General features: G+C 73.0%; 10 protein-coding genes. 6 read left to right on the forward strand and 4 right to left on the reverse strand.

The window, feature by feature from the left end; genetic code table 11:
* The first annotated feature begins 35 nt into the window (after positions 1-35).
* Positions 36-1,649, forward strand: coding sequence for an acyl-CoA carboxylase subunit beta (locus DEI93_RS10550; RefSeq protein ID WP_181434842.1), 1,614 nt, complete (start codon positions 36-38; stop codon positions 1,647-1,649).
* Positions 1,646-1,909 (forward strand): acyl-CoA carboxylase epsilon subunit, encoded by a 264-nt coding sequence (locus DEI93_RS10555; RefSeq protein ID WP_111119267.1) that lies wholly within the window; start codon positions 1,646-1,648, stop codon positions 1,907-1,909. Before DEI93_RS10550 ends, DEI93_RS10555 begins: the two co-directional genes overlap by 4 nt.
* A gap of 292 nt (positions 1,910-2,201) precedes the next feature.
* Here DEI93_RS10555 and DEI93_RS10560 read toward each other — a convergent pair whose 3' ends face one another.
* The 4 genes from DEI93_RS10560 to DEI93_RS10575 form a co-directional block, all read right to left on the reverse strand.
* Positions 2,202-3,266 carry a DUF8320 family protein gene (locus DEI93_RS10560; RefSeq protein WP_111009524.1) on the reverse strand — a complete coding sequence of 355 codons (1,065 nt, stop codon included), beginning with the start codon at positions 3,264-3,266 and terminating at the stop codon, positions 2,202-2,204.
* Positions 3,263-4,537 carry a sensor histidine kinase gene (locus tag DEI93_RS10565; RefSeq protein ID WP_111119266.1) on the reverse strand — a complete coding sequence of 425 codons (1,275 nt, stop codon included), beginning with the start codon at positions 4,535-4,537 and terminating at the stop codon, positions 3,263-3,265. Before DEI93_RS10565 ends, DEI93_RS10560 begins: the two co-directional genes overlap by 4 nt.
* Positions 4,527-5,207, reverse strand: a complete 681-nt coding sequence (locus DEI93_RS10570) for a response regulator transcription factor (RefSeq protein ID WP_258368518.1) — start codon at positions 5,205-5,207, stop codon at positions 4,527-4,529. The genes DEI93_RS10565 and DEI93_RS10570 overlap by 11 nt, the downstream gene beginning before the upstream one ends.
* A gap of 144 nt (positions 5,208-5,351) precedes the next feature.
* Positions 5,352-6,599 carry a class I SAM-dependent RNA methyltransferase gene (locus tag DEI93_RS10575; protein WP_111119265.1) on the reverse strand — a complete coding sequence of 416 codons (1,248 nt, stop codon included), beginning with the start codon at positions 6,597-6,599 and terminating at the stop codon, positions 5,352-5,354.
* Positions 6,600-6,613: 14 nt separating this feature from the next.
* On the opposite strand from DEI93_RS10575, the gene DEI93_RS10580 reads away from it, so the two are divergent.
* The 4 genes from DEI93_RS10580 (at position 6,614) to DEI93_RS10595 (ending at position 11,921) form a co-directional block, all read left to right on the forward strand.
* Positions 6,614-7,378, forward strand: a complete 765-nt coding sequence (locus tag DEI93_RS10580) for a Maf family protein (RefSeq protein WP_111119264.1) — start codon at positions 6,614-6,616, stop codon at positions 7,376-7,378.
* Between the two features lie 96 nt (positions 7,379-7,474).
* The gene (locus tag DEI93_RS10585; protein ID WP_111009519.1) at positions 7,475-9,244 is read left to right on the forward strand and encodes an acetyl/propionyl/methylcrotonyl-CoA carboxylase subunit alpha; all 1,770 of its coding nucleotides are present in this window, start codon (positions 7,475-7,477) and stop codon (positions 9,242-9,244) included.
* A gap of 98 nt (positions 9,245-9,342) precedes the next feature.
* Complete coding sequence (locus tag DEI93_RS10590; protein WP_111009518.1) at positions 9,343-10,179, forward strand: purine-nucleoside phosphorylase; 837 nt, start codon at positions 9,343-9,345, stop codon at positions 10,177-10,179.
* Positions 10,176-11,921 (forward strand): phospho-sugar mutase, encoded by a 1,746-nt coding sequence (locus DEI93_RS10595; RefSeq protein ID WP_502868530.1) that lies wholly within the window; start codon positions 10,176-10,178, stop codon positions 11,919-11,921. Before DEI93_RS10590 ends, DEI93_RS10595 begins: the two co-directional genes overlap by 4 nt.
* The last annotated feature ends 181 nt before the right edge of the window (positions 11,922-12,102 follow it).

The following is a 12,102-nucleotide window of genomic DNA, read 5'->3' on the forward strand; positions in this document are numbered from 1 at the left end:
ACGGACGGCGCTCGACCGGCCGGTAGGGTGATCGGGTGAGCACCCCCGAGTCCCCCAACGGCGTGGACGCGCCGGACCTGTCGACCACCGCCGGGCGCCTCGCCGACCTCCGGGTGCGGTACCACGAGGCCGTGACCGCCGCAGGCGAGGCCGCGATCGCGAAGCAGCACGCCAAGGGCAAGATGACCGCCCGCGAGCGCATCGCGGCGCTCCTCGACGAGGGCTCGTTCGTCGAGCTCGACGAGTTCGTGCGGCACCGCACCTCCGCCTTCGGCATGGACGCCAAGCGCCCCTACGGCGACGCGGTCGTCACGGGTACGGGCACGATCCACGGCCGGCAGGTCGCCGTGTACGCGCAGGACTTCACGGTCTTCGGCGGATCACTCGGCGAGGTCGCGGGCGAGAAGATCGTCAAGGTCATGGACCTGGCGCTCAAGACGGGTGTCCCGATCATCGGGATCCTCGACTCCGGTGGCGCGCGCATCCAAGAGGGCGTCGTCGCACTCGGCAAGTACGGCGAGATCTTCCGCCGGAACACCGCCGCGTCCGGCGTCATCCCCCAGATCTCGATCGTCATGGGTCCGGCCGCGGGGGGCGCGGTGTACTCCCCCGCCCTCACGGACTTCGTGATCATGGTCGACAAGACGAGCCACATGTTCGTCACCGGACCGGACGTCATCAAGACCGTCACCGGCGAGGACGTCGGGTTCGAGGAACTCGGCGGCGCGCAGACCCACAACGCGGTGTCCGGGGTGTCGCACTACCTCGCCGAGGACGAACAGGACGCACTCGACTACGCCCGCTCGCTGGTCGGGTTCCTGCCGGACAACAACCTGTCCGACGCCCCGGCCTACGACACCGCGGTCGAGCTCGAGACCACCGACGCGGACCGGGAGCTCGACGTCGTCATCCCGGACTCGACGAACCAGCCGTACGACGTCATGACGGTCATCGACCACGTCGTCGACGACGGCGACTTCCTCGAGGTCCAGCCGCTCTTCGCACCGAACATCGTCATCGGGTTCGGTCGTGTCGAGGGACGCACGGTCGGCGTGATCGCGAACCAGCCGCAGGCGATGGCGGGGACCCTGAACATCGACGCCGGCGAGAAGGCGGCCCGCTTCGTCCGGTTCTGCGACGCGTTCTCCATCCCGATCCTCACGCTCGTGGACGTCCCGGGGTACCTGCCGGGCACCGACCAGGAGTGGACGGGCGTGATCCGGCGCGGCGCGAAGCTCCTGTACGCCTACGCCGAGGCCACGGTGCCGCTCGTCACGGTCATCACGCGCAAGGCGTACGGCGGGGCCTACATTGTCATGGGCTCCAAACAGCTCGGCGCCGACATCAACCTGGCGTGGCCGACGGCCGAGATCGCCGTGATGGGCGGCCAGGGCGCCGTCAACATCCTCTACCGGAGCGACATCAAGCGCGCCGAGGAGGCCGGCGAGGACGTCGCCGCGGTCCGGGCGCAGCTCGCCAACGAGTACACGTACAACGTGGCGAGCCCCTACCTGGCCGCCGAGCGCGGCGAGCTCGACGGGATCATCCAGCCGCACGCGACGCGGGTCGCCGTGGTCAAGGCCCTGCGCGCCCTCCGCGGCAAGCGTGCGGCCCTCCCGCCCAAGAAGCACGGGAACATCCCGCTGTGAGCGCCGACGCGAGCGCGTGGGACCGGCCGGGAGGCCCGGGGAGCGCCGACGGGATCGACCTCTCGGTGGTCGCGGGGTCGCCGACACCCGAGGACATCGCGGCCGTCACGGCCGTGCTCCGCGCTGCCGCCGACGCCGCAGCGGCGCGCGGCCGCACCGTGGTGTCGTTCGACCCCCGCGCCGGGTGGGAGGCCGCCAGCCGCTCTCCGCGGACGATGCCGTCGGGTGCCGCCGGCACCTGGTCCCGCTCGCTCCGCTGATCCCGGGCACCGCAGCGGCCACGTCGCGACATTCCGGGGTACGACATCCAGGAATGTCCCCCGAAATGACGACTGTCCCGGGACCGCGGCCGTGTCATCATCGAAGTGTTCGATGTGCCTCTTCGAGGAACATCGCCGAGCGACGACCGATTCGGGTTCGGCGTCGCTCCCGTCGAGTCAGAGCGACATTCGGGTTGTCGCTCTGACTCGTTCCCTTCGACGAGCGGGCTGGTGGACCACCGGCCCGCTTCGTCGTTCCACGAGGCGCGTGAGCGTCGCGGGACGCCGTCCCTCAGCCGGCCGGGCGCGGGTCGAGGTGCCGTGGGATCTCGAGCCACAGCACGACGGAGTCGTCCTCGTCGCCGTCCTCGTCGTCGAGACCGGCTCCGAGCGCCGCGGACTCGCTCGCGTCGCCGTCCAGGCGGAGTCCGACGACCGTGACGGCGGTGTCCGATCCCCCGGGAACGGTGCGGATCACCACGGTGTCGGCACCCGCGGCAGCCCGGAGGCCCCGCGCCAGCTCCGCGTGGACCCGCGCGCGGTCCTCGTCCTCGAGTTCGTCGAGACCACCCTCGTCGAGGAGCTGGACGGTGGCACCGGCGCGCCGGAGCGCCATGACCTCGTGTCGGACCTCGTCCGAGAGCAGGCTCCGCCCCCGGATCTCGTCGCGGATGGCGCCCTCGAGGTTGATGGACTCGAGTCGCTCCTCGGCGGACAGGTCCCCGCAGGTGGCGATGATCCGCTGGAGCATCGGCAGCGCCATGCGGGTCGTCTGCTCGAGCCGGAACTGCCGCTCGTGCACGTGGGCGTCCTGTGCCGCCTGCCAGTCGACGGTCTCCTGCTCGGCCCGGACGAAGTCGCGGAGCACGCGGGTCGCACCGTTCATCGCGGCGACGAACGCCGACGCGATGGCCACCCAGGACAGACTCCCGATCACCCCGAGCGACGCCAGCCCGCCCGGTCCCGCCCACAGCACCGAGTGGAGCGCGAGGAACCCGACGCCGATCCACGCGAACGCCGTGCGCTGGCGGACGACGAGGATGACCATGAGCGTCCCGACGGCCGCGACGTACCAGGTCGCGTACCCGGTGCCGACCGAGGCCGGGGGGACCTCCGGCGCGATGACGAGCGGCATCACGACCGACGTGGCGAGCGCGAAGCAGGCCGACCACACCGGGAGCGTGCCGTCCGTCGTGACGAGGGCGGCAGCGGTGGCGGCGACGTAGAGGACCATGCACGCGATGACCGGCTGGACGTCCCGGACCTCGGACAAGGACGTCACGGCGAGCACCAGGTGGTACAGCGAGAAGATCGCGGCGAGCGCGGTGGCGACGCCGGCGGGGAGGGAGGCCCTCATCGTCCACCCCGCGACGGAGCCGCCTCGACCGGGACGGACGCGGGCGCGGCCGCGGGCGCCCAGGTGAGCACGACGCGGGTGCCGCGACCGGGCGCGCTGACGAGCTGCGCCTCCCCGCCGGCGACCCCGACGCGCTCGATGATGGACCGACGCACGCCGAGCCGCTCGGCCGGCACGGCCCCCGGATCGAACCCGGCGCCGTCGTCGCCGATCTCGATGCGCACGCCGGCGGCGCCGATCCCGATGAGCGTGACCCACCGACGGACGGCGTCGTCGCCCGCGTGTTGCACGCTGTTCACCGCGGCCTGCAGGGTCGCGGCGGCGAGGGCCTCGGCGACCGACGCCGGCAGGTCGCGGTCGTCGACGTCCTGGGAGCGGACGTCCACGGGGGCGGCGAGCGCCCCGACGGTCTCCACCACGCGGGACCGGACCGCGGAGAACGGCACCGGCGGCACCACGGCGGGGCCGCCCCGCGCGGCCGCCGCGTCGAGGTGGGCGATCGCGTTCCGCGCCATCGTCGCCGCGAGGGTCTTCGCCTCGGGGGTGTCGGCGCGCGCCGCCGAGAGCAGGGTGGTGAGCACGCTGTCGTGCACGATGGCGTCGACCTGCACCCGCTCGAGCTCGATGGCGTGTTCGCGCATGGCACGGGCGTAGCGCTGCACCGCGGTCGCCTGCGCGGCGTCGACGGCGGCGGCAGCACGGCGGATCACGACGATGAGCACGAGGGCCGCGCCCCCGAGGAAGATGACGTACACGCCGTCGAGCACGGCGCGGGGCAGCGAGACGGCGCCACCCGATGGGGTCATCCGGACGACGACGTAGGCGACGGGCACGAGGACGTTGTAGACGGCTGCGATCTGCCACGTGTGGAACGCGATGGCGGCTGCGATCGTCGCGACGTTGCACAACCACCAGAGCCAGGGCACCTGCGCCTGCGGGAGGGTCCCCGGCACCGTCAACGGCCAGGTGACGAGCGCGACGAGGAACACGACCGCGACGACGATCTGCGCGGTCCGCGCGAGCCGGCGGACGACGGCCGTCGCCCCGACGAACACGATCGAGGCGCAGACGACGAGCGCCACGACGAGTCCCCACACGGGGTCGAGCGACGGGAGCTGCTGGAGCACCGGCGGGACGGTGACCGCGCCGAACCCGAGGGCCGCCGCGGCGAGCATGACCGCGATGGCCCGCTCGAGGGTGGTCGCGGTGATGGCCGGCCGGATGCTCCGGCTCGGGTCCGCCGCGACCGGCGGTGCGGCGTCAGCGACCATCGCCGTCCGCGTCGAGTCCCGGCAGGATGCCGTCCTCGACCGCACGGCGCAGCAGATCGACCTTGGTCGGGGCCGGGCGTCCGACCTCGACGTACTTCACGCGGATGCGGTCCAGGTACTCGCGCGCGGTGGAGTAGCCGATGCCGAGCTGCTGGGCGGCGAGCTTGAGCGGCAGCCCGGACGCGTACAGGTGCAGGATCTCGCGTTCGCGACGCCCGAGCTGGGCCTTGGCGAAGTCGCGGTCGGCGTCGATGGCGCTCGCCCACTCGAGGTTGTTGAGGACGTCCCCGCGCGCGACGGTCGCGACCGCGGCCATGACGGTCTTCGTCGCGGAGGACTTCGGGATGACCCCGGCGGCACCGGCGGCGAGGGCCTCTCGGACGCTCGCGACGCGGTCGGCGATGCTGTGCACGAGGACGGCGGCCCCCGTGCCCTGGACGTGCTTGACGTTCTCGGTCACGGTCGAGCCGTCGCCGAGGGACAGGTCGAGCACGACGACGTCGACCTCGCGCCCGGCGAGGGCCTCGACGTACTCCGGGACGCTCGCGGCGGTGAGCACGACCTCGTAGCCCTCGGCCTGGCACGCGGCCTGGATGCCGAGCCGGACGGACTCGTGGTCGTCGACGATCGCGACCCGGACCGGCCTGGTCGTCGTGCTCGTGTGGTCCACGCTGGTGGACGTCGTTCCTGATGCCACGGTCGCCTCGCTTCCGGCGTGCGGCCCCTGTTCCGCTCGCCGTCACCATCGTACTCAGGCCGCCACCAGCATCGGGCTCGGTTCCGGTCCGCGGTTCGGGGGACGGCGAGGACGGGGTCAGACCTCGGGGACGAGCCGCGCCACGGCCTCGACGTGGTGCGTGTGCGGGAACAGGTCGTGCCCGCGGACGTCGTCCAGCCGGTACCCGAGCTCGGCGAACGTGGCGACGTCGCGCGCCAGCGCGACGGGGTCGCACGCGACGTACACGACCTGGGCGGGCGCGAGCGCGACGACGGACTCGACCACGTCCCTCCCGGCCCCGGCCCGCGGCGGGTCGAGCACGACGGTGCCGGCCGCGAACCGGTCCCGCTCGGTCCGCCCGACGGTGTCCAGCGTGCGCCGCAGCCACCGGTCGACGCGCCCCGTCTCGGCACGCGCTCCGACCCATTCGGCGAGGTTCTCCTGGGCGTGCTCGGTCGCGGCCGCGGCGCTCTCGACGCTCGTGACGCGGTATCCACCTCCGACGAGGTCACCGAGCGCCGCCGCGAGCAGCCCGACGCCGCCGTACAGGTCGAGGTGGTGGCCCTGGGGGTCGAGCCGGTCCGGATCCACGGCGCGCCGGACGGCGTCGGTCAGGACCCGGGGTGCGGCACGGTGTACCTGCCAGAACCCCGTGTCGTCGACGGCGAACACCCGGTCGCCGACCCGTTCGTGCACGACGGTGGGTGCCTGCGCGTCGATGACGAGCCGACCCTCGCCCGACCCCTCCGACGGGGCCAGGACGTCGACCACGGCCGCGCCCGGCATGGTCCTCGCGCCGAGCGGTGCGGCCGCCGCGACGGCGGCCGCCGCGAGCGGCAGGTCGTGCACCGCGACGACGTGGTGCGAGCGCGCGGCGAAGGGGCCGGGCGTGCCGTCCTCGTCGACGTGCAGCCGGACGCGGGTCCGCCAGCCGAGACCGTCCGCGGCGTCGTCCCCGGGCGCGGCGACGACCTCGACGTCGGGCAGGTCGAGGTGTGCGAACCGCGCGAACGCCTCGACGAGGACCTGCTGCTTCAGGGCCCGCTGGTGCTCGAGTGCGATGTGTCCGAACTCGGCACCACCGGCCCGCTCGGCGGGATCGCGCTCGATCGCGGCGGCCTCCCAGACGTGCGGACGACGGTGCGGTGACGGCGCGAGCACCTCGACGGTGTCCGCGCGCCAGAACGACTTCTTCCGGTCCTCACCCACCCGGGCGACGACCCGCTCGCCCGGGATCGCGTCGGTCACGAACACGACGCGTCCCTCGTGCCGCGCCACCGTGATCCCGCCGTGCGCGATCCCGGTGACGTCGAGTTCGAGCAGCGTTCCGACCTGGTCACCCATGGAACGATGGTCGCATGCGCACCCGCCTGTACCTCGCGAGCACCTCCCCGGCACGGCGGGCCCTCCTGGCCCAGTCGGGGATCGAGCCCGTCCTCGTGGCGCCCGGCGTCGACGAGGAGTCCACCGCCGCCGCCGAGGCACAGCGCCTCGGTCGGGCGCTCACGGGCCCCGAGCTCGTGTCGCTGCTCGCCGTCGCGAAGGCCCGCGCCGTCGCGGACCGGTCGATCGCCGGCTCCCCCGTGGACGGTGTCGTCCTCGGAGGCGACTCCGCGTTCGAGGTCGACGGCCACCTGTACGGCAAACCCCACGACCCGGTCGTCGCGCGCGAGCGGTGGCGCGGGATGCTCGCGGCCGGCGGCGGCACCCTGTGGTCCGGCCACTGCGTCGTCGACCGCCGACGGGACCGGCCGGGAGGCTCCGGTACGGCCGCGTCGACGACCGCCGACGACCACGCGACCGGTGCGCATGCGGGACCGGCGGGCCGGGCCGGTGCCGTTCCTCCCGGCATGCGGATCGAGGGTGACACCGTCGTGGCGGTGGACGGTGCGCGGCTCACCTTCGCCGACGACGTCGACCCCGACGAGGTGGCGGCGTACGTGGCGACCGGCGAGCCGCTCGAGGTCGCGGGCGCGTTCACGATCGACGGCGCCGCCGCCGCGTACATCACCCGGATCGAGGGTGCCCCGAGCGCGGTCGTCGGACTGTCGCTGCCCATGCTGCGGTCGATGCTCCGTCACGGCTTCGGCATCGCCTGGCACGATCTGTGGGCCACCGCCTGACCCGGAGGGCGTTGTAGCAACCGCACGGCCGGACCACGCCTTCTTTGTGCATGCCGGTCAATGGGGGCACCCGGGGCGCGAATACGCTGAGTTCTCATGCCCCGTATCAGCAAGGTCCTCATCGCGAACCGTGGCGAGATCGCGGTCCGGATCATCCGAGCGGCACGTGACGCGGGCAAGGCCTCGGTCGCCGTCTACGCCGACCAGGACCGTGACGCCCTGCACGCCCGCCTCGCCGACGAGGCCTACGCGCTGAACGGGACGACGAGCGCCGACACCTACCTCGTCATCGACAAGATCGTCTCCGTCGCCCGACGCTCCGGTGCCGACGCCGTGCACCCCGGGTACGGGTTCCTCGCCGAGAACGCGGACTTCGCCCGCGCGGTGATCGACGCCGGACTCGTGTGGATCGGCCCGTCGCCCGAGGCCATCGAGCGGCTCGGCGACAAGGTGTCCGCCCGGCACGTGGCGGAGGCGGTCGGCGCGCCGCTCGCACCCGGCACCATCGAGCCGGTCCAGGACGTCTCCGAGGTCGTGGCCTTCGCGGACGAGGTCGGCCTGCCCGTCGCCATCAAGGCGGCGTTCGGCGGCGGCGGTCGTGGCCTCAAGGTCGCCCGGACCCGCGAGGAGATCCCCGAGCTGTTCGACTCCGCCACCCGCGAGGCCGTGGCGGCGTTCGGACGCGGCGAGTGCTTCGTCGAGAAGTACCTCGACGAACCGCGCCACGTCGAGACCCAGTGCCTGGCCGACGCCGAGGGCAACGTCGTCGTCGTGTCGACGCGTGACTGCTCGCTGCAGCGCCGCCACCAGAAGCTCGTCGAGGAGGCCCCGGCGCCGTACCTGACGCCGGAGCAGACCGAGCAGCTGTACACCTCTTCGAAGGCCATCCTGCGCGAGGTCGGCTACCTCGGCGCGGGCACCTGCGAGTTCCTGGTCGGTCGGGACGGCACCGTCTCGTTCCTCGAGGTGAACACGCGCCTGCAGGTCGAGCACACGGTGTCCGAGGAGGTCACCGGCATCGACCTGGTCCGCGAGCAGTTCCGCATCGCCGAGGGCGGCACGCTCGACTACCCGGACCCGGAGGCCCGAGGGCACTCGTTCGAGTTCCGCATCAACGGCGAGGACCCCGGCCGCAACTTCTTCCCCGCGCCCGGCCCGGTCCACGTGTTCCACGCCCCGTCCGGTCCCGGCGTCCGCGTCGACTCCGGTGTCGTCTCCGGCGACGTCGTCACCGGTGCGTTCGACTCGCTGCTCGCCAAGCTCGTCGTCACCGGAGCGTCGCGCGCCGAGGCGTTGGAGCGTTCGCGTCGTGCGCTGGCCGAGTTCGAGGTCACGGGCCTCCCGACCGTCCTGCCGTTCCACCGCGCCGTCGTGGAGGACCCGGCGTTCGCTACCGCCGACGACGCACCGTTCAGCGTGTACACCCGCTGGATCGAGACCGACTTCGTCAACGAGATCCCCGCGTGGTCGGGCGAGCCCGAGGCGCTCCCCGAGCCGCCGGCGCGCGAACGCGTCGTCGTCGAGGTGGCGGGCAAGCGGATCGAGGTCACGATGCCGAGCGTCGTCGGCGTCGCGGCGTCCCCCCGGCACCGGACCGCTCCCCCGAAGCGCCGCACCTCCACGGTCCGGGGCGGCGGCGCCGGTGGTCCCTCCGGCGCGAGCGTCACCTCGCCGATGCAGGCGACCGTCGTCAAGCTCGCCGTCGAGGAGGGCCAGGAGGTCGTCAAGGGCGATCTGCTCGTCGTGCTCGAGGCCATGAAGATGGAGCAGCCCGTGCAGGCGCACCGCGACGGCGTCGTGCGCGCCGTGAACGCGCCCGTCGGGCAGACCGTGTCCTCGGGACATGTGCTGCTCGAGCTCGCGTAGCGCGGCCCTGGTCCTCCACACGCCGGGAGGCGCGGCGCGGCTCCACACGCGGGGGCCGTCGACGAGCGCGCGGACGAGCCGCATCTAGAGTTGTCGGCATGGCCACCACGACCAGCGAGAACCCCCTGAACGACCCCGCGGTCGACCCGTTCGAGGTCGCCCGCGACGCCGCCGCCGTGATCGCGGACCGCTCGGGCATCGAGCACCACGACATCGCCCTGACCCTCGGGAGCGGCTGGGCGAAGGCCGCGGACCTCCTCGGCGAGACCGTGTCCGAGGTCCCCGCCACCGAGGTCCCCGGGTTCAGCGCCTCCGCGGTCGTCGGACACACCGGGACGCTGCGATCCGTGCGGATGCCTGACGGGCGGCACGCGCTCGTCATCGGCGCTCGGACGCACTACTACGAAGGCCACGGCGTCCGGCGGGTCGTGCACAGCGTCCGCACCGCTGCCGCGACCGGCGCGTCGATCATGGTGCTCACGAACGGCGCGGGCGGCATCAAGGAGCACTGGAAGCCCGGCACGCCCGTCCTCATCAGCGACCACATCAACCTCACCGCGGACAGCCCGCTCGAGGGCGCGACCTTCGTCGACCTGACCGACCTGTACTCCGCACGGCTCCGCGCCGTGGCGAAGGAGATCGACCCGACGCTCGACGAGGGCGTGTACACGCAGTTCCGGGGGCCGCAGTACGAGACCTGGGCCGAGGTGCGGATGGCCCGGACGATCGGCGGTGACATCGTCGGCATGTCCACCGCGCTCGAGGCCATCGCCGCGCGGCAGGCCGGCATGGAGGTCCTCGGCTTCTCGCTCATCACGAACCTGGCCGCCGGGATCCAGAAGGAACCCCTCTCGCACGCCGAGGTCCTGCAAGCCGGCAAGGACGCCGAGCCCGTGATCGCCGACCTCCTCGCCCGGGTCGTGGCGGCACTGTGAGCGGCACGGTGTCCGGCGCGCACGACCCGGACGACGAGTCGACACGCGCAGCCCTGCTCGATGCCGCGACGCGCTGGCTCGACCAGGACCCCGACGACGAGACCCGCGCCGAACTCGACGCGCTGCTCCGTGCTGCACGCGACGACGACGACTGGGCGCCGCTCGCGGACCGTTTCGGGTCACGCCTCGCGTTCGGCACGGCCGGCCTCCGGGGCGAGCTCGGCGCCGGACCGACCCGGATGAACCGCGTGCTCGTCACCCAGGCCGCGGCGGGACTCGGACGCTTCCTCATCGACTCCGGGCGCGTCCGCAGTGTCGTCATCGGCTACGACGGCCGCGTCAACTCCGACGTGTTCGCCCGCGACTCCGCCGAGGTCCTGGCGGGGCTCGGCATCGAGGTCACGCTGCTGTCCGAGGCCCTGCCGACGCCCGTGCTCGCGTTCGCCGTGCGGCACCTCGACGTCGGCGCCGGGGTGATGGTGACCGCGAGCCACAACCCGCCGCGGGACAACGGCTACAAGGTGTACCTCGGCCAGGGCGACCACGGCTCCCAGATCGTCCCCCCCGTCGACGCCGAGATCGCCCAGGCCATCGACGCCGTCGCCGCGGGCGACACCCGTGACCTCGCCCGCAGCGATGCCTACGCGATCCAGGGCACCGAGGTCGTCGACGCGTACGTCGCCGCCACCGCCGGTCTCGTCGACGCACCCGCCCTGCCGCCGCAGGAGCAGCCGCGCGTCGTCTACACGGCCATGCACGGCGTCGGCTGGGCCACCGCCCGCCAGGTGTTCGCGGCTGCCGGGTTCGCCGAGCCCGACGTCGTCCCCGAGCAGATCGAGCCCGACGGGGCGTTCCCCACCGTGGCCTTCCCGAACCCGGAGGAGCCGGGGGCCATGGACCTGGCGCTGGCGCGCGGTGTCGAGCTCGACGCCGATCTCGTCGTCGCCAACGACCCGGACGCCGACCGCCTGGCGCTCGCGATCCCCGTTCCCGCCGACGACGGCTCCCGGTCCTTCCGGCGGCTCTCGGGCAACGAGGTCGGATGGCTGCTCGGCTGGCGTGCGGCGGAGCAGGCTGCTCAGGGTCGAGCTGGGCGGGCGACGGGTGACGCCGCGGACGAGGGCACCAGGCCGACCCTCGCCGCCAGCATCGTGAGCTCCCCCGCACTCCGGCACGTGGCGGAGCGGTACGGCCTGGACTACCGCGACACCCTGACCGGCTTCAAGTGGGTCTCCAGGGTCCCGGGCCTCGTCTTCGGGTACGAGGAAGCCCTCGGGTACCTCGTCGACCCGCAGGTCATCCGCGACAAGGACGGCATCTCGGCGGCGGTCGTGCTCCTGGGTCTGGCCACCGAACTCGCCGCTCGTGGACGCACCATCGCCGACCGGTTGCAGGAGTTCGCCGACACGTTCGGTGCCGCTGGCTCCGGGCAGGTCTCCGTCCGTGTCGACGACCTCGACCGCATCGAACAGGTGATGTCCGCGCTCCGGGAGACGCCGCCGGCCGATCTCGACGGCATCCGTGTCCTCGAGGTCACGGACTTCCGCGACGGCGTGGACGGTTTCCCGCCGTCCGACATCCTGCGCTGGGACCTCGACGGCGGCGCACGGGTGATCGTGCGGCCGAGCGGTACGGAGCCGAAGGTGAAGGTCTACATCGACACGGTGTCCTCCGAGGGCCCGGACGCCGCGGCGGTCCTCGTGCAGCGGATCGCGGACGCGGTGCGCCCCCTCGTCTCCTAGTCCCCCGGACCCTGCCGCTGGAATGAACCGGAGCATTCCGGTCGAACACCCCGAGTGACGTGTTCAACCGGACGAAGGGTGTTCGACGTCTGCTTCCACGCTCGAACGCGCCGTCCCACTGAGCCGGCGCTCGGGCAGTTGTCCACAGAAGTCGAACATCCTCGGAGCCGGGGGTCGGCTA

This window comes from Curtobacterium sp. MCBD17_035 (assembly GCF_003234815.2).
GTDB lineage: Bacteria > Actinomycetota > Actinomycetes > Actinomycetales > Microbacteriaceae > Curtobacterium.